The sequence below is a fragment of the Levilactobacillus wangkuiensis genome (assembly GCF_016861605.1).
Classification (GTDB): domain Bacteria; phylum Bacillota; class Bacilli; order Lactobacillales; family Lactobacillaceae; genus Levilactobacillus; species Levilactobacillus wangkuiensis.
In genome coordinates this window covers 208753-234352 of the sequence record NZ_BOLM01000003.1, presented here as the reverse complement: position 1 = coordinate 234352, position 25600 = coordinate 208753, and the positions used below count along the sequence as shown (strand labels likewise).

At 51.6% G+C, this 25600-nt stretch carries 25 protein-coding genes, 1 tRNA gene and 1 riboswitch; of the genes, 19 read left to right on the top strand and 7 right to left on the bottom strand.

Going from position 1 to position 25600, the window contains the following annotated elements; genetic code table 11:
* Positions 1-63: 63 nt before the first annotated feature.
* A complete protein-coding gene (locus JUF13_RS03390) occupies positions 64-2271 on the top strand; it encodes a glycoside hydrolase family 65 protein (protein ID WP_236002663.1) in 2208 nt (735 codons plus the stop codon).
* 297 nt (positions 2272-2568) lie between these two features.
* On the opposite strand, the gene JUF13_RS03385 is transcribed toward JUF13_RS03390, so the two are convergent.
* On the bottom strand, positions 2569-3024 hold the full coding sequence (locus JUF13_RS03385; protein ID WP_203637712.1) for a hypothetical protein: 456 nt from the start codon (positions 3022-3024) through the stop codon (positions 2569-2571).
* Positions 3025-3036: 12 nt separating this feature from the next.
* On the bottom strand, positions 3037-3486 hold the full coding sequence (locus JUF13_RS03380) for a hypothetical protein (RefSeq protein WP_203637711.1): 450 nt from the start codon (positions 3484-3486) through the stop codon (positions 3037-3039).
* 267 nt (positions 3487-3753) lie between these two features.
* Between JUF13_RS03380 and JUF13_RS03375 the strand changes: the two genes are divergently transcribed.
* The 4 genes from JUF13_RS03375 (at position 3754) to JUF13_RS03360 (ending at position 6464) form a co-directional block, all read left to right on the top strand.
* Positions 3754-4584 carry a histidine phosphatase family protein gene (locus JUF13_RS03375; RefSeq protein WP_225893641.1) on the top strand — a complete coding sequence of 277 codons (831 nt, stop codon included), beginning with the start codon at positions 3754-3756 and terminating at the stop codon, positions 4582-4584.
* Positions 4585-4720: 136 nt separating this feature from the next.
* Positions 4721-5275, top strand: coding sequence for a DUF2441 domain-containing protein (locus JUF13_RS03370; RefSeq protein ID WP_203637710.1), 555 nt, complete (start codon positions 4721-4723; stop codon positions 5273-5275).
* A gap of 185 nt (positions 5276-5460) precedes the next feature.
* Positions 5461-5916 (top strand): hypothetical protein, encoded by a 456-nt coding sequence (locus JUF13_RS03365; RefSeq protein ID WP_203637709.1) that lies wholly within the window; start codon positions 5461-5463, stop codon positions 5914-5916.
* Between the two features lie 53 nt (positions 5917-5969).
* Complete coding sequence (locus JUF13_RS03360; RefSeq protein WP_203637708.1) at positions 5970-6464, top strand: GNAT family N-acetyltransferase; 495 nt, start codon at positions 5970-5972, stop codon at positions 6462-6464.
* On the opposite strand, the gene JUF13_RS03355 is transcribed toward JUF13_RS03360, so the two are convergent.
* Positions 6453-6767, bottom strand: a complete 315-nt coding sequence (locus JUF13_RS03355) for a DMT family transporter (protein ID WP_203637707.1) — start codon at positions 6765-6767, stop codon at positions 6453-6455. The genes JUF13_RS03360 and JUF13_RS03355 overlap by 12 nt on opposite strands.
* 2 nt (positions 6768-6769) lie before the next feature.
* Positions 6770-7093, bottom strand: coding sequence for a DMT family transporter (locus JUF13_RS03350; RefSeq protein ID WP_203637706.1), 324 nt, complete (start codon positions 7091-7093; stop codon positions 6770-6772).
* A gap of 55 nt (positions 7094-7148) precedes the next feature.
* Positions 7149-7246, bottom strand: a riboswitch (guanidine-I (ykkC/yxkD leader).
* Between the two features lie 630 nt (positions 7247-7876).
* Between JUF13_RS03350 and JUF13_RS03345 the strand changes: the two genes are divergently transcribed.
* The 6 genes from JUF13_RS03345 (at position 7877) to JUF13_RS03320 (ending at position 14200) form a co-directional block, all read left to right on the top strand.
* Positions 7877-8989, top strand: coding sequence for a glycerol dehydrogenase (locus JUF13_RS03345; RefSeq protein WP_203637705.1), 1113 nt, complete (start codon positions 7877-7879; stop codon positions 8987-8989).
* Positions 8990-9687: 698 nt separating this feature from the next.
* Complete coding sequence (gene scrK / locus JUF13_RS03340; protein ID WP_203637704.1) at positions 9688-10563, top strand: fructokinase ScrK; 876 nt, start codon at positions 9688-9690, stop codon at positions 10561-10563.
* Positions 10564-10588: 25 nt separating this feature from the next.
* Positions 10589-11590, top strand: coding sequence for a zinc-dependent alcohol dehydrogenase family protein (locus JUF13_RS03335; RefSeq protein WP_203637703.1), 1002 nt, complete (start codon positions 10589-10591; stop codon positions 11588-11590).
* 90 nt (positions 11591-11680) lie between these two features.
* Positions 11681-12388 carry a DUF6198 family protein gene (locus tag JUF13_RS03330; RefSeq protein WP_225893650.1) on the top strand — a complete coding sequence of 236 codons (708 nt, stop codon included), beginning with the start codon at positions 11681-11683 and terminating at the stop codon, positions 12386-12388.
* Between the two features lie 13 nt (positions 12389-12401).
* Positions 12402-12794, top strand: a complete 393-nt coding sequence (locus JUF13_RS03325; protein WP_125764212.1) for a VOC family protein — start codon at positions 12402-12404, stop codon at positions 12792-12794.
* A gap of 776 nt (positions 12795-13570) precedes the next feature.
* Entirely contained in the window at positions 13571-14200 is a 630-nt protein-coding gene (locus JUF13_RS03320; protein ID WP_203637701.1) for a pentapeptide repeat-containing protein, read from the top strand.
* On the opposite strand, the gene JUF13_RS03315 is transcribed toward JUF13_RS03320, so the two are convergent.
* Positions 14192-15169 carry a LacI family DNA-binding transcriptional regulator gene (locus tag JUF13_RS03315; protein WP_125764216.1) on the bottom strand — a complete coding sequence of 326 codons (978 nt, stop codon included), beginning with the start codon at positions 15167-15169 and terminating at the stop codon, positions 14192-14194. The two genes, JUF13_RS03320 and JUF13_RS03315, sit on opposite strands and share 9 nt — an antisense overlap.
* Positions 15170-15500: 331 nt before the next feature.
* Here JUF13_RS03315 and JUF13_RS03310 point away from each other — a divergent pair.
* The 3 genes from JUF13_RS03310 (at position 15501) to JUF13_RS03300 (ending at position 17409) form a co-directional block, all read left to right on the top strand.
* Positions 15501-15572: transfer RNA gene (locus JUF13_RS03310), tRNA-Gln, on the top strand.
* A 121-nt stretch (positions 15573-15693) separates the two neighbouring features.
* A complete protein-coding gene (rihA, locus tag JUF13_RS03305) occupies positions 15694-16626 on the top strand; it encodes a pyrimidine-specific ribonucleoside hydrolase RihA (protein WP_203637700.1) in 933 nt (310 codons plus the stop codon).
* 126 nt (positions 16627-16752) lie between these two features.
* Entirely contained in the window at positions 16753-17409 is a 657-nt protein-coding gene (locus JUF13_RS03300; RefSeq protein WP_203637699.1) for a DUF1275 family protein, read from the top strand.
* Between the two features lie 99 nt (positions 17410-17508).
* Here the strand turns inward: JUF13_RS03300 and JUF13_RS03295 are convergent, their stop codons facing one another.
* Complete coding sequence (locus JUF13_RS03295; protein ID WP_203637698.1) at positions 17509-18315, bottom strand: MerR family transcriptional regulator; 807 nt, start codon at positions 18313-18315, stop codon at positions 17509-17511.
* A 97-nt stretch (positions 18316-18412) separates the two neighbouring features.
* Between JUF13_RS03295 and JUF13_RS03290 the strand changes: the two genes are divergently transcribed.
* Complete coding sequence (locus JUF13_RS03290; RefSeq protein WP_203637697.1) at positions 18413-19357, top strand: zinc-binding dehydrogenase; 945 nt, start codon at positions 18413-18415, stop codon at positions 19355-19357.
* Between the two features lie 653 nt (positions 19358-20010).
* On the opposite strand, the gene JUF13_RS03285 is transcribed toward JUF13_RS03290, so the two are convergent.
* A complete protein-coding gene (locus tag JUF13_RS03285; protein WP_203637696.1) occupies positions 20011-21750 on the bottom strand; it encodes an aryl-sulfate sulfotransferase in 1740 nt (579 codons plus the stop codon).
* Between the two features lie 324 nt (positions 21751-22074).
* Between JUF13_RS03285 and JUF13_RS03280 the strand changes: the two genes are divergently transcribed.
* From JUF13_RS03280 to JUF13_RS03265, 4 genes are all read left to right on the top strand, one after another.
* Positions 22075-22668: an AMP-binding protein gene (locus tag JUF13_RS03280; RefSeq protein ID WP_203637695.1), complete on the top strand. Its 594-nt coding sequence runs from the start codon at positions 22075-22077 to the stop codon at positions 22666-22668.
* Positions 22668-23831: a glycerate kinase gene (locus JUF13_RS03275; RefSeq protein WP_203637694.1), complete on the top strand. Its 1164-nt coding sequence runs from the start codon at positions 22668-22670 to the stop codon at positions 23829-23831. The genes JUF13_RS03280 and JUF13_RS03275 overlap by 1 nt, the downstream gene beginning before the upstream one ends.
* A gap of 124 nt (positions 23832-23955) precedes the next feature.
* Entirely contained in the window at positions 23956-24690 is a 735-nt protein-coding gene (locus JUF13_RS03270) for a MerR family transcriptional regulator (RefSeq protein WP_203637693.1), read from the top strand.
* Between the two features lie 47 nt (positions 24691-24737).
* On the top strand, positions 24738-25574 hold the full coding sequence (locus JUF13_RS03265) for an arginase family protein (RefSeq protein WP_203637692.1): 837 nt from the start codon (positions 24738-24740) through the stop codon (positions 25572-25574).
* Positions 25575-25600 lie beyond the last annotated feature (26 nt).

The window sequence follows — 25600 nt, the reverse complement described above, 5'->3', positions numbered from 1 at the left end:
GAACCCGCCGCCGGGAACGCAGGAACACTCGCAAGGCAGTTATTAGTAAGTATGGGGGAGATTATGTTGACTTTACGCGACTATCACTTAACTTTGCACGACGTGGCCGACCACCAGCCGGAGTACTTGGAAACCATTTTTTCGCTGGCCAACGGGCATTTCGGCGTGCGGGCCAATGATCCAATTACGGGCAATCCCATCACGGGAACGCTGATCAATGGCTTTTATGAAACCGCCCCCATCACCTATGGGGAGGCGGGTATCGGTTACGCCACACAACACCAAACAATTTTAAATTTACCGGACTTCCGGCACATTCACGTGGCAACGGCCACCGGCCATGACTTCACCAACAGTGAGCGAACGGCGGTCGATTTGGATTTGACGACCGGGGCGCTGGTAGAGCATTACACCCTGCAAACGTTGCAGGGCGAGACAATTACGATGATTATGAAATCAACGATTGGGCAGACACAGACGGAATTCTGGGCGGCCAGCTATAGTTTTATGGCGGCCAACTATGCGGGCGGCTTGGTCATCAGCAAGTCCATTGCGGTGCCGGCTGAGGCCGAGGCCATTGCGTCCGCCGATCCCCGGAAGACGCGGATGGCGGGTCTCCCGATTTGTGAGACGGAGTTCATGGGACGTAACCTGCAGCGGTACCACGTGAAGACGCGGCAGACCAAGCAGGCGGTCACGATTTATCTGGGGATGTTGACGCCCGGGGATGGCCTGTTGCGGCAAACGGTCGATTTGAGCGACCGCGTGGCCCACGACTTGACCTATGAGGTGTACGTTGGGGCTATCGGCAAACAGAATACGATTGATCCCGCGGCGCCGTTCATGGCGAACTCGCTGTCGGTGTTGCTAGCGGATAGCCGGGATTTCTGGCAAGACGTTTGGAACCGCAGTGAAGTGACGGTCAGCGGCAACGACGAACTGGATTTGGCGATTCATTATAACCTGTTCCAGTTGAATCAAGCAGCTGGACGGGATGGTCGGACGAACATTGCGGCCAAGGGACTGAGCGGGTCCGGCTACGAGGGCCACTACTTCTGGGATACCGAGATGTACATGCTGCCCTACTTCATTTACACCAACCAACAGATGGCGCGGCAACTCCTGTTGTACCGTTACCAAACGCTCCCCAAGGCGCGGCAACGGGCGCGGGCCTTGGGCGTGGCTCAGGGGGCGCTCTTTGCCTGGCGGACCATCAACGGGGAGGAGGCCTCGGCTTACTTCCCAGCCGGCACGGCGCAGTACCACATTGATGCGGACGTGGCCTACGCGGTCGGCAAGTATTACGAAATTACCCGGGATATCGACTTCATCGAGCAGTGCGGCTTTGAAATGGTGCTGGAAACGGCCCACTTCTGGGAGGAGTTCGGGTCCTGGCATCAGGAGGGGACCGACAGCCGCTTTGAATTTCACACGGTGACGGGGCCGGATGAGTATACCGCGTTGGTTAACAATAACTATTACACCAACCGGTTAGCTAAGCATAACTTTGAGCTCGTGGCCTATTTAGCCAAGGAAATTTTAAAGGATGATCCGCAGGGGTTAGACAAGTTTGGCATCGGTCGAGCGGACTTAGACGTCTTTGAAAACTTGGCCGAACACGTTTATCTACCATACAGTGAAGACCTGCACATTAACGAGCAAGACGACAGCTTCTTGAGCAAACCACGCTGGCCGGTCGACCGGTCGACACCGGAAAACTTCCCATTGTTGTTGCATTACCACCCGTTGACGATTTACCGTTACCAGGTGGCGAAGCAGGCCGATACCTTGCTGGCGGATTACCTGTTCCCAGAGGACTTGACGGATGACCAATTGAAGCGCGAATATCACTACTATGAAGGGGTCACGACGCACGATTCCTCGCTGTCACGCTCAATCTTTAGCATTTTGGCGGCGCGGATGGGTGATCCAGAAAAGGCCTACCATTACTTTATGGATACGGCGCAAATGGATTTGGTCAACTTGCAAAAGAACACGGCGGATGGCCTGCATCTAGCAAATCTAGGTGGCAGCTGGCTGGCACTAGTTGCCGGTTTCTCGGGCTTCTACGTCCAAGACGAGGTCGTCCACTTTACCAATCATTTACCAAAGGAAATCCACCGGCTGACGTACCGGATGAAGATTGCGGCTAGTGTCTTAGAGATTGATCTGACGGCAACTTCAACCAATGTCACGGTCATCAGCGGCCCAATCCCAACCTATGGGGTTAGCGTGAATGGGCATTTGATTTCTTTGGAGAAGGTTAGTTAGAGTGCGGAGCGAGCCGTTTAGGTCCTGAGCATTAGGGAGTAAAAGAGCTTCTGTCCGGCAGCGCCGGTCAGGAGTTCTTTTACTTTCTAAGCGCAGGGACCTGGCTCGCGGAGCACGTTTCGGAGGCTGCCAGGACCGGGATTGTTCCGTGGAGGACCAGACAAGCGACCTAAAACAAGATGAAATGAATGGACAGTCCAGACTCAAACCGTTTTCCAAGTCAGGCAAAGTCAAACAGCAAATAAAAAAAGTGGTTCGCAACAAAATTAATTGTTGCGGACCACGTTTACGTGCTAGTTATTTAACGTGATAGTAATAGCGAACCTTAAGTTCTTTAGGGTGTTTAGGGTTAAAGGTGGAGTAGTAGTTACGCAGAGCCGTTTTACCATTGTGTTTAACCTTTTTAAGTATATAGTTGTCGTCACTTTGACTTAAACCAATGAGCCAATAGCCTTTGCGTTCTGAATATTTTAAAACATGCAGACCGATAATACCACTGACCTTTTTATTACCGTAAGCCGTGTAGGAACCAGCTTTATCAACGTGACCATTTTTCTCATATTTAGTCACGGTCAATGTGTACTTAGTCATTTTCAACCGCTGTTTAAAGTGTTTAGATTTAGCCACCCAGGTACCGCGAACGGATTTGGGTGTGGTGACGTGTTTGGCTGCCGAGGCGGTCGTCGTTGGCAGGGTTGCGCCAAGGGTAAGGGCAGCTAATAGCAGAATGAGTAGCGTACGAATTTTTTTCATGAGTGGAATCCTCTATTTCTTGTGGGTGTAGTAAACAGTATGAGCAGAAGTGTTTACGTCATCATCAACGACATCAATCTGCCGGGCAATGGCCACGTGGTGCTTGTGAGTGGTTCGTTTCAGATGCAGACTGGCCCCACCGGAGTTTTGGCCGAGATACCAGAAGCCATGCTTGCTGCTAGGAGCGGAAATTGTTAAGTGACTAGTTGATTTTGAAAGCCACTTATTACCATTGACCGCTACGACCGTTTTGTATTTACCATGACGGTAAGTGGACAGCCGAAAGCTGTGGCGATTGATCTTCAGTCGCTGATGATTCTTCTTATTCCAGAGATACCAGGTTCCCCGCAGTGCGCTGGGAATTGTCGGCGCTTGACGGGCCGCACTGGCCGTCGTGGGTGCCAGAACGGTTAGCGTCAGTGTGGCTAGTAGTAGCAGTAAAGCTAGCTTGAATTTTTTCATATGTACATCCTCCTCGCAATAATCAAAGTATACCACTGGCAACGAGGGGAAGTGATTACCGTTAGAATATTCAAATTGTGTATAACGTCTAACGAACCAATTAGTCGTTTGATATAAAATAATTAATAAAAAATATTCGTTGTCTTAATCACTAGTTTATGCTAAATTGGGACATGTAAGCGCTTGCTAAAACAACCATTTAGCTATAGCTAAGCCGGCTGTTTCGGGGATAGCGTTTAACAATCTATACATATACGGAGGAGATTTATGATGAAGTTCGGTAAGCAAGTTCTCGGCGTCTTAGCAGTTACGGTAGGGGCCGTTGCCATGGTTGGTGGCACCACGACCGCCCAAGCTAAGAAGAAGACGACCACGAAGCCCGTTACCATCTACTTGACCCGTCACGGGGAAACGACTGGGAACGTGATGGGCCGGGTTCAAGGTTGGAGCGACTTTCCACTGACCAAGAACGGGACCAAGGTGGCTAACGACCTCGGCCGTGGCTTGAAGGGCAAGACTTTCAAGGCTGCCTACGCTGGGAACCTGACGCGGCAACAAGTTACCGCTAAGCACGTTCTGAGTTACTCCGGCAACAAGAAGGTCAAAGTCAACGTTTCTAAGTACCTGCGTGAAGGCGGCTACGGTAGCTTTGAAGGCGACAGCATTGCGACTGACAACGCCTTGATTGCCGGTGTTTACGGCTTCAAGAACGGTGACGAAATGATGGCTAAGCAAGGTAAGAACTACTGGACGAAACTCCAAGACGCTTACTTCAAACTGGACAAAAAGAACAGTCAGAAGACTAAATTGGTTAAGTCTGACCGTGCTGAAAGTTCTAAGCAAGTTGAAAAGCGGATGGCCAAGGAAATGTTGACGATCGCCAAGAACACCAAGAAACGTGGCGGTGGGAACGTGTTGGTCGTTAGTTCTGGGATGTCCATCAACGAATACCTTTCAACCATGACCAAGAAGTACAAGGGAACGCCATTGAAGAACGTTTCCGTTACCAAATTAGTTTACAAGAACGGTAAGCTCAGTGTATCTGGGAATATCGGTTCCATGTACTACGCTAACAAGGGCGCTAAGCTCGCTAAATAGTTTTTTGAAGGCAGGTGCGGAGAAATCCGACCTGTTTTTTGTTTGGCAAGTGGTGGGAATAATGGGGAGTTGCGGTGGGGTGCTGGCCGCTAAAACGGGTATAATCAAGGTATTCTAACCACGGAGGTGAGCCAGCATGCCAGTCTTTTACCACTTAGTTACGCGCCAAGCCGTCCATGAGCGCCAAGTCTTTGATTTTTCACAGGGCCAGACCAATTGGCAAGCCAAATTTTTCCTGGAACACGGCGAACAGCTGCCCTTGGACCGCCTGTTGAAGACGCCACGGCTGACGTTAACACCGACCCAGACCACCCAGTTGCGGCGGGACCGTGATCGACAGGCTCACGCACTACGGGAAAGCCTGTTGGAACTGGTCCGCTTGCGAGATCACCCGACGTATCCGTCACGACTCCGTTGCTTATTTGTCGCCAGTAGCTACCAGCAGGCGTTGACCTGGCGCGACCTCTTTGAAAAGGAGGGGCGTCAGGTGCTGCAGCTGGTGCAGGTCACGACCGACGGACCAACCTTCGCGGGGGATGCGACGCTGTTGCCAGCCACGGACGGTGCGGCCATTAGTACAAAACTAACGGCTGCGGCCAGGTACTGGAACACCCCAGCGACGGGGGAACGGTTGGGTGAGGTCTTGCTGGGTGGTCGCATCGTGGTGACCCGGATCGTTCGAACATTTTGAGTGTTATTAGGAAGTCAGTAGAAGTTAAGGCTGACTTTTGTTTTATTTTATAACCAATTTATTGCGGATTTATTATAAACATTATTGAGGGCAATGCTTTGCAAACGCCTTTTCAGTTCTTTAGAATGGGAGGAGTTAAGAGCTAACTGCTTCGCCAAAAACTAGCAGACAGGGGAATTGGAGATATGAAAAGAAGCTGGCAACAAGTGAGACGATTCATTTTAGTGGGCCTCGTCGCCCTCTTTGTCGGAAATGTTGTGATGGCAACAATCGTACAGGCATCAACCTGGCACAAGGGGACGCCAAAAGTCCTTCGAGGATTGTACCAGTCAACGGCACCCAGACAAAATTCAGCCTCCGGATTTCCACCAGTCATTGAGCTGGATGGCAAGACATTTTCACTGGGCGTGTCGAATAATCCTGTGCAGTTGGTAAAAAGAGTCAAGTACTATAAAGCCCATGGGGTTTACTATTTCAAAGGCCATATGGAACATCAAGGATGGGTCAAGGCCCGAAATGTCCGGTTTGCCTTGAAGAAAACGGGGAAGCAGATTCACTTTGTCTCGGGGAAACACTTCTTCTACCAGTATTCCGGTGAGAAGTTCAAGCAGACCACGCATGTGACGGGTTACCGCAATTAATCGGGAGAAGAGCGGTATACTGGAAGCAATTAAACTTCTGGAGGAAAATACCCATGACACTGACCATCACCCCTGCACAACCGCAGGACTTATCGCAAATCATGCCCATTGAAAACGCCGGCTTCTCACCGGCCGAGGCGGCCACCGAAGCCAGCATGGCCGAACGAATTCGGCTGATTGCTGACACCTTCTTGGTTGCCAGAGAGGGCCCAGACGTCCTTGGCTACGTGGTTGGTCCGGCCTTTGATCAGCGCTATTTGACCGACGAACTCTTTGAGAAATCAACGCCCAACAATACCACTGATGCTTACCAGACCGTGCTAAGCTTGGCCGTCAGTCCAGCCCATCAAAAAGAGGGCCTCGGTAGCCAATTACTGACTGCCTTAGCCCAAGTGGCTCGCCAACAGCATCGACAGGCGATTACGCTGACCTGTCTGGAACGGTTGGTGCCCTTCTATGAACGCAATGGTTACGTGAACGAAGGCGTCTCGGCCTCAGCCCATGCCGGGGAAACCTGGTACAACCTCGTGTTGCCCTTAACTGATTAATTTCAAGCCCATGGTAGCGGCTAGAATGACCGTTACCCAGAGAAGTTTGCGCCAGTCCTTGGATTCGTGGAAGAATAGCATCCCGGTAATTACGCCGCCGGCTGCTCCGATACCAGTCCACACGGCATAGGCGGTGCCCATCGGCAGGGTCTTTAAGGCCAATTCGAGGCCACCAAAACTGAGGGTGAACGCTAGAATCATGAGCGCCCAAAGTCCCCATCTTTTGGCGTGTAAGGCCCAGTTCATGAAGGTCACGCCCAGCATTTCGCTGAGACCCGCAAAGATTAAATAGAGCCAAGCCATAATTATTTCGCTCCTTTCGTGGTGACTTGTAGGCCACCGATACCAATTAACAAGAGAATGATTAGGCCAACTTTGGCTGGACTGACGGCTTCACCAAACGCTAAGATGCCGATGCTGGTCGTTCCCAGCGTGCCCAGACCGACAAAGACCGCGTAGGCGGTACCAGCGGGGATGTGCCGACTCGCTCGAATCAAGAAATAAAAGCTCAGATAGACGGCAATGCCGGTTACTAGCCATTCCCAGGGGGTCGTGGCGTGTTTAAACCCGACGACCCAACTGACTTCAAAAATTGCGCCTAAAACGACGGTTAACCAATGTTTCCACATAAATATGTCCTCCTTCTACAGAAAAAGCCTGCGAAACCTTGTCAGTTTTGGCAAGATCTCCCAGGCTTTTTCCCTTCCGTGTCTGTGGTAGTTACCACAGGTTCTCTCTCGGACCAGACCCAACGGATTGGCGGAACCCTAGAGAACAAAAGTATTCAGTTTTGCTTGGCGCGGTTAAACGGGTTGTCTTGCGCCTCCGGGTCGGCAAAAATTGCGTCGCAACGCGGTGACGTTCGTTCCCGGCGGCGGACTCAAGGTGCCCTGCTATGGGGCCGGTTCCAGCCTGTGAGGCGGGCTGGGACCTCGACTTTGAGCCAAAGAGCGGTCTCAAAGGTCGTCCCGTGATCTAAGCAGAGAAAGTCACTCAGCTAAGATCACCGACACAGCTGGGCACCTTGGCCCGCCTCTGGTCACTGAGACTGACCGGGTTAACGCATTTCGCCAACCCGGCGGTCGACACTGGTTTAACCTGCAAGCAACGCTTTATCTTTTGGTTTTTATCACCAGCAGATTGTTGCGAGCACCAAGCTGATTCGATAGCGCCAGTTTAGCACGGATGGCTGACGGGGGTCAACTACTTAGAGACTGTGACGGGTTAAAAGAAAAATCGAATGTTTCTTACGAAATATAAAACTATTTCTAACGAAACTATTGCAATAAAGCGTTTCCATTTGTATACTATAGTTGTTGTGAAAATAATCACACATAGGTGGTCACGATTCCGCTTTTTATTTGGGGACAGTGACTTGGCACTAGAATGGATACAGTTAGGAGCGATTTTTGATGACACAAATGTTTGGGAGTCCCGCTTCATATGTACAAGGCAAGGATGTTTTGTTCGACAGTGTTCAGTACTTAGAAAAATTAGGCCGCAAGCCAATTTTGATGGCCGATACCGCAGTTTATAAAATTGTGGGTGACCAGTTCAAAGACTACTTAAGTGATAATAAATTTGACGTTCACAAGGTTATTTTCCATGGTGAAGCTTCACCGGAAGAAATCGACCGGATTACCGGAATCGCATCTGAATTCGGCGCCGATGTCATCATTGGTTTAGGTGGCGGGAAGACCTTGGATTCAGCCAAGGCCATCGCTGACAACCTCAAAGTGCCAGTGGCTATCTTACCTTCACTGGCCTCAACCGATGCACCTTGCTCACGGTTGTCCGTTATTTACAACGAAGATGGTTCCTTCAAGGCTTACCGGTTCTATGACAAGAACCCCGACCTGGTCTTGATTGATACGCGTTTGGTTGCCGGCGCACCAGCTCGTCTGTTAGCTTCTGGGATCGCCGATGCGTTAGCGACTAACGTTGAAGCCCAAGCGGTTGCCAAGGGTGACAACGACACCATGTTGGGTGCTAAGCAGACCTTGGTCGGCAACGCAATTGCCCAAAAATGTGAAGACACGCTGTTCAAGTACGGCCGGTTGGCGTTAGCCGCTGTGAAGCAACACGCCGTAACCAGCGCTCTGAACAAAATTGTGGAAGCCAACACCTTGATGAGTGGGGTCGGTTTTGAAAGTGGTGGGTTGTCCGCTGCACACGCCATTCATGACGGGTTGACCGCGTTAGACGGCCCAATCCACGACCTGACCCACGGGGAAAAGGTTGCGTACGGCACCTTGACCCAGCTCTTCTTGGAAGGTCGGAGCGAAGAAGAATTCGACCGTTACCTGGACTTTGATCTATCCTTGGGTCTCCCAACGACCTTAGCAGACCTGAAGATTCCAGACGCCACCGACGAAGATCTACTTAAGGTCGGTGAACAAGCAACGGCCCCAGCAGACACCATGAGCCGCATGCCGTTTGAAGTAACGCCAGACGACGTCGCCCAAGCGATGCGCGGGGTGGATGCTTATAGTCGTGCTTACCAGGAAAGAAAGAGTGCGGAGTAAGAGTGCTACGAAGGGCGGTTAACTGGTGAGCATTAACGGCGCTAAGTGAATAACCCTGGTCTTGGGTTGCTTGCTTAGGGGTGTTAAGCGGAACCAGTTGCCCGATAGTGGCACGTTTCAAAAGCCGTTTAGGTTCTGAGCATTAGGGAGGAAAGGGCTTCTGTTTGGCCAAGCCAAGCAGGAGTCTTTTCCTGTCTAAGCGCAGGGACCTGGCTTACGGAGCACGTTTCGGCGGTCGCCAGGACCAGGATATGTCCGCGAAGAACTAGTCCAACGGGTTTAATCAAAGTCGATTCAAAGAGAATCCCCGGTTCTGGGTTGTTAAGCGGAACCAGCTACGTGGCAGTCTCTATAGAAGAAAAGCAAATCAGTCTAACCGAAGCGTCTCCCAGTCCCTGACCTCAAAAGTCAGGGACTTTTAGGCATGAAATAAAATGTAAGCGCCTCCAGAAAACGAACGATTCACCGATATTTTGTGCATAAGTGACAAATTTCACGAAAAATGAAATCGATTGTATTTCCGTCAGACCGTGATTTATTCGAATTTTCTGAAAATTTTAGTTGTGAAAAAGCCTTAAAATTGGTCGATGTGGTTGCTATACTGAAAACGATTTAAAAATGACTGTATCAGTCATCATAACTTAGTTAATACGGTGCCGCGGGTCACGGCCCCCGGCGATAATATGGAGGTAGCAAATATGCAACTCGGAAGTATTGAAGCAGGGGGAACCAAGTTTGTTTGTGCAATCGGTAACGAGGATTACCAAACGAAAGACAAGGTGCGGATCCCAACCACCACCCCGGAAGAAACCTTAAGCAAAACCATCGCTTACTTTAAGCAGTTTCCGGATTTGAAGGCCATTGCCGTTTCATCATTTGGCCCAATCGAACTGCGTCACAATTCACCTAAGTATGGTTATATCACCAACACGCCAAAGCCTGGCTGGGCCAACACCGATTTCATCGGCCGACTCAAGCAGGACTTGGATGTGCCCATGTACTGGACGACTGACGTCAACGGCTCCGCTTACGGCGAATACGTGATGTCCACGCTCTTCAATGAGAACGTGAACTCGTTGGTTTACTTCACGATTGGGACTGGTGTGGGCGCCGGTGCCATCATCAATGGCAACTTTGTCGGTAGCTTAGGCCACCCAGAAATGGGTCACGTTCGGCTGAAGCGCCACCCCGACGATTTGAATTTCGCCGGCATCTGCCCATTCCATGGCGATTGCTTGGAAGGCTTGGTCAGCGGGCCAACGTTCGACGCGCGGCTGGGGAAACCCGGTAAGGACGTGCCGTTGACTGACCACGTTTGGGACATCATGGCTTACTACGTTGCGCAAGCAGCCTTGCAGGTCACGTTGATGATGCGGCCTGACAAAATCGTCTTTGGTGGCGGGGTTGTCAGTGAAGCCTTCCTGGATAAGGTTCGCAACGAATTTGCTAAGTTATTGAATGACTACGTTGAAGTCGGCAAGCTCACGGATTACATCGTGATGCCCGTCGTCAAAAACAATGGTTCAGCCACGCTCGGCGATTTTGCGTTAGCACTCAACGAGTACAACAAGTAACACATAAGAGAGGGAGAAATTATTTATGAAAGCCTTAGTTTTAACTGGAACCAAAAAGATGGAGATCCAAGATTTACCCAAGCCAGAAGTTAAGCCCAACGAAGTCTTAGTTAACACTGCCTACGCAGGTATCTGTGGGACCGACCGCGCCCTGTACGCTGGTCTTCCAGGTTCAGCCGACGCCGTTCCCCCAATCGTGTTAGGTCACGAAAACTCCGGGATTGTTGCCGCTATCGGTAGTGACGTCACCAACGTTAAGGTTGGCGACCGTGTCACTGTTGACCCTAACATCTACTGTGGCCAATGTGAGTACTGCCGGACTGACCGTCCAGAACTGTGTGACAACCTGTCCGCCGTTGGGGTTACCCGCTATGGTGGTTTGGAAGAATCCTTCACGGCACCTTCATCCGTCGTTTACCCAATTCCTGACAACGTGTCCTTAAAGGCCGCTGCTACGACTGAACCCATTTCATGTGCCGTTCACGGGATGACTTTATTAGACGTTAAGCCATACCAAAAGGCATTGGTTATCGGCGATGGTTTCATGGGGCAATTATTCGTGCAATTATTACAAGCTTACGGCGTTCACCAAGTCGACTTTGCTGGGATCGTTGACGAAAAATTAGCTTTCAACAAGGAAAAATTTGGTGTGACCAACACCTTCAACACGACGCGTGACAGCATTCCCGCTGACTACGACGTGGTTATCGAAGCCGTTGGGTTACCACAAACGCAGGAACAAGCTGTTGAAGCAACTAAAAAGGGTGCGCAAGTCCTGATGTTTGGTGTGGGTAAGCCTAACCAGACCTTCTCGATGAACACTTACGAAGTTTACCAAAAGCAACTGAAGATCCAAGGGGCCTTCATCAACCCATACGCCTTCGAAGACGGGATCGCACTGTTATCCAGCGGCCAATTGGACGTTGAATCATTGATCAGCCACGAAGTTAGCTTGGAACAAGTTGAAGACGTCTTGAACGGTAAGGTTGCTGGTGTCAGCAAGGCTGTCGTTAAAGTTAGTGACTAGTAAAGGTAAGGGATTATTGTGAAAGTAGAAGAAGCAAGCGATTTGAATACGGGTGCCGACGTGACGGTAAGTAGCCAGCGGACGATTTCCATGTCCAAGGCCATCGCCTTCTTTGCACTGTCGCTGGTCATCAACTCGGCTGGTAACGTGTTAACGTTGGTCACGAGCGCCAAGATTCACCCGTCCTTCTTGGGGGCGGCCTATTGGTCCGCAGCCGAAGCCAACTTGGGAACGGCTTTTCACTGGAATCTGTTCTGGGCATTCCTCATCATGGGCTTCTTAACGGCCGTGTTGAATGCCATCCTGATTCATCATTGGGATTGGAAACGGATTGCCGGGAACATGATCTTCATGGTGCCATTCTCAGCGTTGATTCAAGTGTTTGAGGACTTCTTTGACGGCAAATATCCAGCGCTGTTCGCGGGGCTTCCTGATGCCCGGAGCACGGGGATGATTGTGTTGTACATCGCCCTGAACTTCTTAGGGGTGGCGTTCATTGCCGTTGCGATTTCCATTTACCAACGGGTCAACTTAGTGTTACATCCCGCCGATGACTTGATGCAGATTTTGCGGTTCCGCTATTTCAAAGGGAATGCCGCAAAGGCGATGTGGGCTTCCTACATTCCACCGACCATTATGGCCATCGTGGCATTGATCATTACGCGGCAGTTTACCAACTTTGGTCTGGGAACCATCTTTGCCTTCTTGGCACAGGGTGGGATTACCGGGATCGCTGATAAAGTGGTCTTCCCTAAGCTGAAACACCAGGCCGTTGACGTCGGACAAAAGATTGAATAGGAGCTAATTAAAAATGGCAGTTCAAGATTTTATTACTGGAATTCAACACGTGGGGATTCCCACGGCAGATTTAGACAAGACGATGGCTTTCTACGAATCATTAGGTTTCGAACGGGCCGGGTTATTTCCAAATGGGGAAAACCGGTGTGCCTTCATGCGGTTCGGCAACCTGACGATTGAAACGTGGGAAGGCGACCCAACCAACCCAGAAGCTGGCGCCATCAACCATATTTCCCTAAACACCACCGACGTCGACAAGGCTTTTGCCGCCGCCAAGGAACAGGGCTTAGACATGGTCAACGACGAAGTTCAATCCATCCCATCCTTCTGGGACAAGGGGATTCGGTTCTTTAACATTTTGGGGCCTAACCACGAGACAATTGAATTTTGTGAGATTTTGAAGTAGAGTGCGGAGAGAGGCGTTTAACTGGCGAGCATTAACGGCATTAAGTGAAGGCCCCCGGGTCTTGGGGACATTTGCTTAATGGTGTTAAGCGGAACCAGTTGCCTCTCGTAGCACGTTTCAGAGGCCGCCAGTTTCTGAAACAGGCAAGTGCAGAGCCGGTCAAAAGCATTGACGAAACATAGCCAGAGGGGCGTCACCCCAGGTTCAAAAGCATGAGGCACGCCCCAGACTAATCGCCAAGCACCGACTACCCCACCAAGTCTCTTTCAAAACAAGCAACTCTAAGAAATAAATTAATACAGAATTAGTCAAACTAACCAATTAAATCAATCCACAATCCGCAACTACCACAGGTGGTGACATACGCAGGATTGTTGGCGTTGGTAATTGAATCGGTTTAGCCGTCACAGCAGGGGAGAAACAACTAGGAGACCGCCTTTGGCTCCTAGCATGCCACCTGTCCCGGTGAGACGGATTCGCCTGCCAGGTCCCAGATGGAACGGACCAGAGCAAGTCCCTAGCACCAGATATCTCCTGGCAGAGTGCATCAAACAGTTAGCAATGCTCGCTGAAACTATTCGTGAACCAACTCAGAGCACCTCATCAAACTTGCGAAAATTCCCGGCCCGGCGCGTCAGCAAAGGGCCGCTAAGGTTCACGAATAATCAGCAAAAGCGGATGACCCCAGTCAGGGTGATCCGCTTTTTTCGTGGAAACTATTTTGGAAAATCTGAAATCCGGTATACTAGAGAAAAATCAACTAGGAGCTGACCAGTATGAATGACCCTAAAATTCCAGCAATCCTCGAATCACAACACTTCATGGCCGTGACTCGCGCGGAGGATAATTTACTCGCCCAGGTGAAGCTACAACAGGAAACGATTACCGACCAAAGTCTCGAACGGGTAATATTTGATCAGGCCACGTTGACCGGGATGACGCTAATGGCGGATACCATCAGTCGCCTAGAGCTGACTGACGTGGTCCTGAAAAATTGTGCGCTGGTAAACTGTGACTTGGCGGGTGCTAGCTTTTTTCGGACCACGTTTCAGAACTGTAAGCTGGTGGGCACGACCCTTGACCGGAGCATCCTAAAAGAGGTCACCTTTACCGACTGTGACCTCTCTCTGACGAACTTTAATGATACAAAATTAACGGATGTCGTCTGCCAACACAGCAAAATGACCGAGCTGAATTGTCTGGATAGCACCCTGAAAAAGGTCCAGATTCTAGACTGTGACCTGAACGAAACGGACTTCTCGGACACCAGCCTGAACAAGGTGGACCTGAGCACCTGTCAGTTCGACACGCTACGGGCAACCGAATTTGACCTGCATGGCTGTCGGCTCAACGAGACCCAGGCCGCTTACTTTGCCAGCCAGTTTCTGGGGATTCGCCTAGCGTGAAATAGTGGTGGCGGACAGCCGAATCTCTTTGGGTAAGAGGTCGGGGTCCTCAATCTTGGCGAGGAGCCGGTCGATAGCGGTCTGTCCCAGTTCGGCGATGGGTTGCTTGGCCGTGACGATGGGCTGTGGCAGAAAGTCAAACCAGTCCTGGTCATCGAAGCCCCCCAATTGGAGATGGGGCAGATTCAGGTCTGGGAGCTTGCGAAGTACCTCTTCCATGATGGTGTTGTCGCCAACGAATAAGCCGTCACATTTTTGATTAATTAATAATTGGCGGGTCATCTGTTGCACATTACTATTATCTTCGCGAGCGGTGGCCTCAATGGCGGCATCGGGTTCTTGACCGGCCGCGGTGAGGGCCCTTTGATAACCGGTCAACCGTTCACTAGCCGTGAAGGAGACCGCGCTATTAATAATGCCCACGCGTTGGGCGCCTTGTTGAATCAGCCGGGTCACGATGGCTTGGGTGCCCTGAACGTTGTCGACCAACACCCGGTCGTACGGGGTATCTTGGACGTTAGGTGGCATCCGGTCGACAAATACGGCGGGGGTACTGCCGAGAATGGCGGCGTAGTCGGTGGGACCACCGGCACTGGTAATGATAATTCCGTCGACCTGTTTCTCCAGGAGGAGATTCAGGGCACTGGCCTCCTTGGCGAGGCTTTCATCGGTGTTGACCAGCACCACGTCATAGCCGGACCGGGAAGCCGCGTCTTCGATTGCGCGGCTTAGGTGGGTGAAGAAGGGGTTTAAGATGTCGGGGATGATAACGCCTAACGTGTGCGTTTGCTGGACCCGAATGCTGCGGGCCAGACCGTTAGGATGATAGCCTAGATTGCTGGCGATGTTCTGAACCTTTTGGCGCGTATCGCGCTTGACTCGGGGATTGTGGCTCAGTGCCCGAGAAACGGTGGCTTCGGAAACACCGGCCGCTTTGGCCACATCCTTAATGGTGACTTTTCCTGTCAAATGTGTTCACCTCTTGTAATTAATAATTGATTATTAATATTAAGAATAGAAATAGTAATTCGATGGTGGCTAGTTTTTGGGGGACTTGCAGCAACGACTTATTGTAGAATAATGCACAAGTAGAACTAGTAGTGGGTGCTAATTTATTCTAAAGAAAGTCGTCTTTTTTACGACCAATTAAGCCAACCAAACATAGTGTCTACGGTAATGTTAGCGGTTTACTGGTAAGGACGCAACTATTCATCCGACAAAAAATTCAAAAAAGGGGTTGCGCTACCCCCCTACTTAATGATAAAATTTATTTCTGTTGGGTCAGTGATGACTTAATTCTTGGGCTATAGCCAAGTGGTAAGGCAACAGGTTTTGATCCTGTCATGCGCTGGTTCGAACCCAGCTAGCCCAATTAGAAGTATGTGGATTCTCGTCGATTGCGTAGGCAATGGCGAGAATTTTTTTGTCGTTGGTAGAAAGCGCTACCATTTTCGTTTAGAATGAGAGTAACGATGAGGATGGGAGTTTTACAAATGACGAAGATTATTTTAGACTGCGACCCCGGCCACGACGATGCGCTGGCCATGATGCTGGCGATTGCCAACCCAGAGATCGACCTACTAGCCGTGACCACGTCCGCCGGCAACCAGACACCGGAGAAGACGCTAAACAATGCGATGCGGCTGTTAACGCTGATGCACCACCAGGAGATCCCAGTGGCTGGTGGCAATCGGACACCGCTGCTAAAGCCGCTGGAAACGGCCGGTAATGTCCATGGCAAGAGTGGGCTGGACGGGGCTGAGCTGCCAGACCCCGATTTTGCGGTGCAGGACATGACGGCGATTGAACTGATGGCCCAGACCTTGCGGGCAAGCACCACGCCTGTCACGATGGTGGTGACCGGGCCGATGACCAATATGGCGCTGTTCCTGCGCGTCTATCCCGAGCTGAAGGCTAAAATCGACCGCATCGTCTTCATGGGTGGGGCGATGGGCCTGGGCAACTGGACGCCATCGGTTGAATTCAACATTTACGTGGATCCCGAAGCGGCCAAGATTGTCTTGAATGCGGGGATTCCACTGACGATGGCGCCACTGAATGTGACCCATCAGGCCCAGATTCTCAAACCGGAAATCGAAGCCGTTGGCAAGATTGATAATCCCGTGGCCCATGCCTTTTACGGCCTCCTGAATTTCTTTGAGCTGTACCACGAGAATCCTAAATGGGGGTTCAAGGGCGCGCCACTCCATGATCCCTGCACGATTGCTTGGTTGCTGCACCCCGACATGTTTGAGAGCGAATTGATGAACGTGGATGTGGAAACGCAGGGCGAACTGGTTCGTGGCGAAACGGTTTGCGATTACTATGAATTGACAGGTAAGCCGAAGAATACCGACGTCCTGTTACAGATTGACCGTGACGCCTTTATCCGGTTGATCATGACGTCTTTAGAAACATTTAACTAGCCGGAAAATCCCTTGTCCCACTTGACCTGAACGCTTAAGGTCGGTGGGGCTTTTGAGCGTCCTTGGAAAATCTTAAACAATTTCACCTATACTGAAAAGACGAAATTTTTCGGAGAGGTGACAACTTTGAGACAGACTGGTTTTCCAGCTCATGAGGAGCTGTTATTGGGGAGCGGCTTGACGGCCGTTGTCGGCGCGTTAGACGCCTATACCTACCTGGAACACGGGGCGGTCTTTGCGGGCTTTCAAACCGGGAATTTATTGTTGTTGGGGCTAAACTTTGGCCACCTCCAACTAGCTGAGATGGGCCGCTATTTAACCGCGTTACTGGCCTTTGGCATCGGGATCGGCCTGGTTCAAGGCCTGCAGCACCTGTTGGCCAAGCGACAGTGGGATAGTCAAAATGTGGCCCTGTGGCTGGAGTTTGGTGTGCTAATCGTGGTTCTGGCAACGACCGACGTGGTGCCTAACTGGGTGGCGACAGCCCTGCTGTCATTGGCCGCGGCCGTAGAACTCGAGGGGTTCCGGGAGCTTTTGCCCAGTAGAAATCCGCGGGACATGGCGACAACGCTACTGGCGGCGAGCCGTTTTCGGGACCGTGATGCGCGACAACACGCTAAGAACAGCTTGGCGGTGATGGGGAGCTTTGCCCTGGGTGCGGTTCTGGTGGCGGCTTTTAGCAAGATATTGGCGGGTTACACGGTCTTAGTTCCAATCCTATTGCTCGCTGGTTTGATTTTCTGGCAGTATCAGCAAAATCATCGTCGCAAGTGGAAACACTAAAGCAGCCTTGAAATTATTAGATTAAAAAAACTGCGAATTGTCCAAGTCGTCTGACTGGTCAATCACAGTTTTTGTTGTTTTAGGAGATAGACCGGCCGGCTAAAGTAGTTGATACTGCAGCCGAACTAGGTTGGAGGATCCCTTGCTGGTGAAGGATTCGTCCAGGTTCATTTGCCACAGCTGGTCGTCAATTTTTAGCTGATTTTTTTGAATGTAGTTAGCTAAGATGGTCAACGCCAGACAGATGTGCTTGGTATCATTCGTGGTGTCGATGCCGACGTATTGTCCCGCGGGCTTCTTAAGGAGTGGCAGGTCCTGGGTGTTGGTGCGGGCGGCCACGGCCTTGAGAATACAGAATGAGGCGGTCGGGTAGCCGTTGGCATCGCTACCGGGGAGCTGCGTTAGGAAACCTGAATCCTGGCGATTGACCAGCTTGAGCTTGCCCAGTTGCTGGTAAAAGTCGGCGTAGATTTCGGCGATTTCCTTTTCTGTGCAGGCGACGGATTGGCGGGACCGGCAGAATAAAGTGGCGGTCTCCGTGGCCGTGAATGGCCGGTTTTGCGGGAGCGCGTCCGCGGGTGCTGGTTGGTCAAAACGCGTCGTCAGGGTCTCCCTAAGCAGTGTCAGGTTATCGATTTGCTGGTTGATCTGGCCCAGCACGGACTTCAGGTTCGTGTTTAGCGACGCCGATGAATGGCTGGCGTTCAGGGACTTGATTTCTGAAATGGAGAGGCCGAGTTGGCGTAATCCTAAAATGAACGTGACCGTGTACAGTTGGTCGTAATCATAGAACCGGTAGCCATTTTCCGCGACCTTTTTTGGGTGAAACAGGTCCTTTTGGTCGTAGAAAATGAGCGTTCGCCGCGTCGTTCCGGCCAGTTCTGCAAATTTTTGAATGGTTAACATGAATTCACCCCAATTAATTTCTTGACTGTAACGTTACGTCACACTCTATACTAAGCGTGTTGATTAAGCAAATCAAAAATGAATGGAGATTTTAATTATGCGCGCAATTGTGATTGATAAACCCGGCGACGTTACCGCCATGAACTTAGTTGAACGGCCAATTCCAGAGGTTACGGCGGACCACTCCGTCATGCGAATTCACGCATTTGGCGTGCACCGCTACGAAGCACTGACTCGGGCTGGCGGCTCGCCGTCGGTTAAATTTCCACGGGTCATCGGGGTAGAGGCCGTCGGTGAGATTGCTGTGCCGGCTAAAAACAGTGGATTTAAGGTCGGTCAGAAGGTTGTGACCATGATGGGTGGCCTGGGCCGCGAAGTCGATGGTAGCTACCAAGAATACGCTCTGGTCGACGATGCCCACCTGTTCCCAGTTGAGTTTGACGGGGACTGGGTCACCTTGGCCGAGTATCCGGAAAACTTCTACACGGCTTTTGGGGCTTTGAAGACGTTGTCCCTTCACACCGGCCAAACGCTATTGGTTCGTGGGGGCACGACCGCCGTTGGTTTGGCAGTTGTTCAACTTGCGAAGACCCTGGGGTTGACGGTCACGGCTACTAGCAGACGGCCAGAAATGTTGGCCGCTTTGAAGGAGAATGGCGCAGACTTTGCCGTTCTTGACACCAATAACCAGTTAGATTCTGACCAACAATTTGATGGCATCATCGACATGGTCGGGACGGTCACGTTGACGAACTCCATCAGCCACCTGAAGCAGGGTGGCGTGGTCACGGTCATCGGTTTGTTGTCTGGCGAATGGATTGTGGAAAACTTCAACCCCTTCATGCTGGCTGGCAAGTTCTTGACGGTCTTCGACTCGACTGAGGTGGACCCGGCGATGGTAACGGAAATGTTCAAACTGATCAATGATAATCACTTGTCGATTCCAATTGCTAAGGTCTTCAAGCTGGCGGATATCCGCGCGGCCCATGAATACGTGATGGCTAGCCGCGAGTTAGGCCAAGTCATCGTCGACAACGACTAAATTGTCTTTGTCTGCGCCTCCGGGCTGGTGAAAACTGGGCCGGAACGCGGTGGGGTCCGTTCCCGGCGGCGGGTTCAAAACGCCCTGCTATGGGGCCGGTTCCAGCCTGAGGGGCGGTCTTCCACCTCAACTTTGCGCCTGAAGACCGGTCGCAAAGGTTGTCCCGTGGGCTAGGCTGAGAAAGAACCCCAGCCAAGGCCACCAACACAGCTGGGCATTTTGCCCCGCCTCTGGTCACTGACATCCACTAGTGTGGCCCATTTTCACCAGCCCTGCGGCTGACACGGATTTAACCCGTGGTTACGCTAAGTGGTTTAGGTTTTGGTGCGAGCTATATAAAAATTGAAACGAAAAAACACCCGTAAGAACTGCCAAATCGGCTGTTCTTACGGGTGTTTTGCGTAATATTTAAAGTGAAGTACAAGTTCGACCTCAGCTAATGTTGCCAGCGCGTAGCCGGAGGCGGTCAGGGGAGTCGTGCTGTGACAGTGGCGTTAGACCGGTGATTTTCCGGCCTTACGCCACGGGTCGTGTTGGACGACTCACGGTTTGAGTGAGGCGTCTAACCGCCACTAGAGACCGAATTTTGGCTCTAGTGGGTTGCCCCACAGCTCGGCGGACCTGACCGCTGCAGGCGAAGTGCCTACAATCAATTAGCGTGTAGCGTCGAACTGGTAGCTGGAGCTGTAGAATGGGACGCGGTAGGCCCGGTAAGCATAAGCCTTAGCCGCCGCACTCTTCATCGTCACGTTGAAGACCTGCTTGCCGTCCTTGGTCACTTCGATCACGTTACTTGCGGCCCCGTTGTTCTTGAACCCGAAGTCAATCAGCGTGTTGCCGTTGGCTTGGCGTTCGGCGTAACCGATCACGTAGGTGAAGTTGGCCTTACCCAGGGATTTACCCCATGACCAGGTTGACTTGATGGTCATGTTCTTGGCGTCCACGTGGTATTGAACGGCCTGCGAGTATTTCCCGGAAGTCTGCTTATTCCCGTTGGTAACGTTGATGTTGTTGTCGTACAGCAGGAAGTCTTCGCTGTTGGCCGTGTTCTTGCCGCCGTTGTTCAGCAGGTAGATACCGTGTTGGCCACCGGTGATGATGGTGCCCTTCTTTGGCGTCAACAGGTACTTGCGGTAAGCCTTGGGCCACGTGGATTTCTTCTTACCGGAGTAGATCCATTTGATATGGCTGGTCTTGTAATCCATCTTCATGATGAGATCTTGGTTCCGACTAGAAATAACGATGGACTTGTCATTCTTGTCGTAGTCCACGGCGTTTTGGTGCAGCCAGTCGACCTTACCATCGGCACCCTTGGCAAATTTGGTGTACATGGCCTTAGGCATCAATTTCTTCATATCGATGACCTTAACGATCTTCCCAGTCTTGTGGGAAACCTCGATCATGGTGTCTTCCTTGTACTTAGATCCGTCGGAAACGGTGGCCAGGAAGTTGTGATTTGGCAGCTCAACCAGGTCATGGTGAATGACCGTAGTTTCAGTGTTGGCCTTGGCCGCAGCCTTGCTGACGCTGGCACTGTCGGAACTACTGGTGTTGTTGGCGAAACTGTATTCCTTGTAGACCCGGCCCAAGTAGTCGGTTTCAATTAAATCGTTGTAAACGTCTGAGTTGACGTCCTTCTTGGACAGCATCATGATGTGACCGCCCGTCCACTGTTCAATCGTGTGTTGGGAGTAGTCAGTACTGTACCACCGCACGGCAGCGTCCGCGTCAATCGCAAAGGGTTGCTTGGTGGTCCGGTTCATGATGGTCAACTTGTTCTTGCCAATTTCCATCTTAGACTTGTCGACGTTTTTCGTGGTCAACGTTGCGTCTTCGATATATTTTGGCAGGGCACTCGTTTGCATCTTTAAAGTTTTAGTCTTGGTTTTACCGTCCTTGTTGGTAGCGGTAATCTTAACGGTGTTGTTATAATCGGCGTACAGCCCAACCACGGGAACCTGGTGGGTCTTGGTGTAGCCGCCGTTAACGGTGTTGGTGATGGACGTCTTGTCCGTCTTACCCACGACCGTGTAGCTGACCTTTTCGGCGTCGCTGGTGGTAAATGTCACCAGGGCGGACAGTGGGGACGTCTCGTACGGGTTAACCTTCACGTAGGGACTGTCCAGAGTGTACTTGCTGTTTTGCGCTGCTGCTTTATAGGTTGCGGTCAAACTCTTCTGACTGTCTTGACGTGTCGTGATGATCTTCGTGTCCAAATTCTTCTTGATTTGGGCGGTCGTCAACACGGCCTTGTTGTTCTTGATCTTGTAACTCGCTGCTGATGAGGTCGAGTTCTTGGTAGTAGAACAACCGGCTAGGCCGACCGTCAGAATTGCCAGGGAAGCAACGGCGAGCGTTACCATCCGGGGGTGTTTGAATTGCAAATGAGCCATCTCCTTCTAAAATTGTCGAAAAAAGGGGGGACTGGTCACTAAGACCAATCTCCCCCAAATTATCTATGTAACACTTACAATATACGCCTGATATAAACTAGGCATGTTAATAAATTCTGAAAATTGTGTGAACATCCTGTGAATTTTATAAATCCTACCATAACCGACTGCTAATAAAGCGTGACCTATTTTTTTTGATAATCGATTGTTAAAGGACTATCTAAGAAATTCACAGTTTACCTTTAAGAAAGAATCAGGACGTTATGGCGGGGCCAATGCTATAACTAAAGACATCTTAATTATTCTGGAAAGGAACGGATGCTCATGTCAAAATTGACGCTCAACTTAACCACCCAATTAAAAGCAAACGCTAACGAAAAAATACTCAGGGATGGCCCTCGCAACCGGTGGTATACCGGTGCGAAACTGGCGGCCGATGTTGACCAGCTTGATGACCAACTGCGCGGTCTGAACGTGGGTCACGGCGACGTGGTTTACGTGTGTCTCCCTAACTCGGGGTTAATGCCCATTTTGGCGCAGGCCATCTGGAGGATTGGGGCGGTGATGAACCCAGTTTCCGCCAATACATCAGTCACTGAAATGCTCGCCGACTTGGAAGCGCACGACTATGCCGCCGTGATTGTAGGGGAGGAGTTCGTCGCCGCGGTCCTGGAAAATCGGCAAACACAACGAGCCGACCTAACGTTAAACACCACAGAGCGGCTGACGGTCATCCGGGATACGGCGGTGTCAGGTCACGTGGCCGCAACGCCCACCGAAGAAGACTTGGCACTGATCCTCCAAACGGGTGAATCCCAACGAATCAGTCTGACACACGATTCGATTCGTCGTAGGGTTCAAGGCCGGCAGTCTCCCACTGCGGTATACTGGGGGTATCTATTTGAGGAGTGTCGATGATGACTAAAATTATTATCGCCGCGGATTCCTTTAAGGGAAGCGCGACGTCATTGGAAGTGGCTGATTATTTAGCCGAAGGAATTCAGGCCGCCGATGCCCAGGCGGAAGTGGTTAAGGTGCCCGTTGCCGATGGTGGCGAGGGCACGGTTGCTAGTATTTTGACGGCGGTTGGTGGCCAACACATGACCGCCGACGTGACCGGGCCATCCGGACAGCTACTGCAGGCCCACTGGGGACTGTTGGCGAATCACGTCGCCGTTTTAGAAGTCGCTGAGGGTGCGGGGATTACGCAGGTGGCTGGTCAGCTTGATCCGTTGAAAACGACCAGCTATGGCGTTGGTCAGGTTATCGAGGCGGCCCTGGATGCCGGGGCACAAACCATCTACGTCGGACTCGGCGGCAGTGCCACGACCGATGGTGGCGTCGGACTAGCCCAGGCCTTAGGCGCCCATTTTTACGATGCCCAGGGTGCCGAAGTGGTGCACCAGGGCGCCGGTGTCGGGCAGATTGTCCGGCTGGATTGCCAGCAAATTGATCCACGACTGGCCCAGACCAAAATCATTGGACTGACGGATGTTAAGAATCCGCTGACAGGGTCTGAAGGCGCCGCCGCTATCTTTGGACCGCAGAAGGGTGCAACACCAGCTGTCGTTCAGCAATTAGATACTGGGTTACAACGCCTGAACACCCTAGTTTTGCGGCAAACGGGAATGGATTTCAGTCAACAACCGGGTGCCGGTGCGGCCGGTGGGATTGGATTTGGCTTATTGGCCTTCTTAGGCGGCCAACTCCAACCTGGAATCCAGGAGATCTTGCGATTGACTCAGCTATCAGACAAGCTCGCAACGGCGGACTTGGTCATCAGTGGTGAAGGCCAAATCGATGGTCAATCCCTGATGGGTAAAGCGCCAATCGGCATCACGAAATTAGCCAAGGCTCAGGGGAAACCAGTCATCCTGATTGCCGGGAGCCTGGGCGCAGATTTAGCAGCCGTGTATGAAGCGGGTGCGGACCTGGTCTTATCGTCGACGGTGTCACCCATGTCGGTGGCGGAGGCAATTTCCCAGACACCTAAGTTGTTGAAACAAGCTGGAATGACTGCCATGCGGGCGTTCTTACTGGGACATAACCCGGGGAATAATAGCACAAGAACTGAATCCTAAAAATATAACCCGGGACATATCGTGTTGAATTGATATGTCCCGGGTTATTTCTGTATAATTGAGAAAAAAGAATTGCTTGTTACGCGGCGTCATCCGCTATAACTAGACTCAGGAGGTGAGATCCATGTCAATCACATACACGACGGGCGAATTGGCTCGATTAGCAGGCATTTCGGTGCGGACGCTGCAGTATTATGACCAGAAGAACGTGCTCAAACCCACAGAAATTTCTGACGGTGGCCGGCGTATCTATACGACTGACGACTATGAACAATTGAAGCTGATTTTACTTTTGAAGAGCCTTGGCCTGAAGCTGGCCGCTATCCAGGAGATTCGGACCAGTGATAATGCGCAGGAAGTCTTGTCCCTACTGCTGGCGGAACAGACCAAGCGGCTGACGCACGACCGCGACGAGGCGGCAAGTCAGCTCAAAACGGTGGTTGCCGTGCAAAAGAGTCTAGCTGACACGGCCAACGTGCCTCTCAAATCCATTCAGGACATGGATCAGCTAATGAATAATCATCAGTCTTTGAAACAGGTGCGCATCAGGTTACTTGCGGGTGGGCTCGCGATGGACGCCATTGAGGTGGCTGGACTGGTTTACTCTTGGCAATCGGGTAATTGGTGGGTCTTCGGCGGCACGATGGCCCTGGCCGTTGTTGTGGCAACGGTGTTGATGCGGTGGTATATGCGGTCGGTGGCGTACGTTTGTCCGCGTTGCCAAACGACCTTTCAACCGCGGTTCTGGGCTGCCTTCTGGGCGGGACACAATCCGCGAGCCCGGAAACTAGTTTGCCCGCACTGTGGGCGTAAATCGTATTGCGTGGAGGTATTTGCTAATCCGACCGAAGTGAAATAGACTAGGGATAGTTAGTCATTTCACAAATGGAAGGGTGGGCGTTTTTCATGGAAAAGAAGCGAACGATTCGGTTGGTTTTGCCGCAGTGGCCGGGGGCTAGTGCGGCCGATAATCGGCTGAGTGGGCAGTTGTTGTCGTTGATTTTGCCGCCAGACGCTGGTGCAGAGACAATTCAGGTGCCACTGGCTGAGGGAATTGCGGCCGGTGGAGAGAATCAGCCGGTTATCCTGCAACAGATTGCGGAGACGCAAGCAATTTTAGCTGCCAAGCACCCCGACCGCGTGATTACGGCCGGTGGTGGGAGCGTTATTTCCGCGGCGCCGGTGGATTACTTGAGCGGCAAGTACGGCGAGCATCTCGGCCTGCTGTGGTTAGGTGTGCACCCAGACATCGCTGACTCAAGCACGTCATCGCACTTATCTGAAATGGTGGCGGGCAACTTGCTGGGTCAGGGCGATCCAGCGTTGACCGTGAAGCAACCACTCCTGCCACGTCAGTTGATGTACGCGGGACTAAACGAGCCGTTGCGTCCCATGGACCAGGCCGTCACGTCGCTAGGCATTCGGCACGCCACTTCGGAGGACATTGCCAGTGACAGCCAATCGGTGATGGATTGGTTAGCGGCGGAACACCTGACCCAGGTGGCGGTTCACTTTGACTTGGATGTCCTGACACCCGCGGACTTCCGGTCGATTTTACCGGCCCAATCTTACACGGAACCGGCTGATGCGGATACGGGGAAATTGGCGTTGCGGCAGGTCGTGCGGTTGATGCAAGATATCAGCGCACAAGCTGATTTAGTTGGTTTCAGCATTGCCGCGCCATTGCCTCAGGATGCGCTTAATCTGCGCCAGGCGTTGCGTGATATTTCAATTTTCAACTAAAGTAAAGGTAACAGCGTGTTACCAAC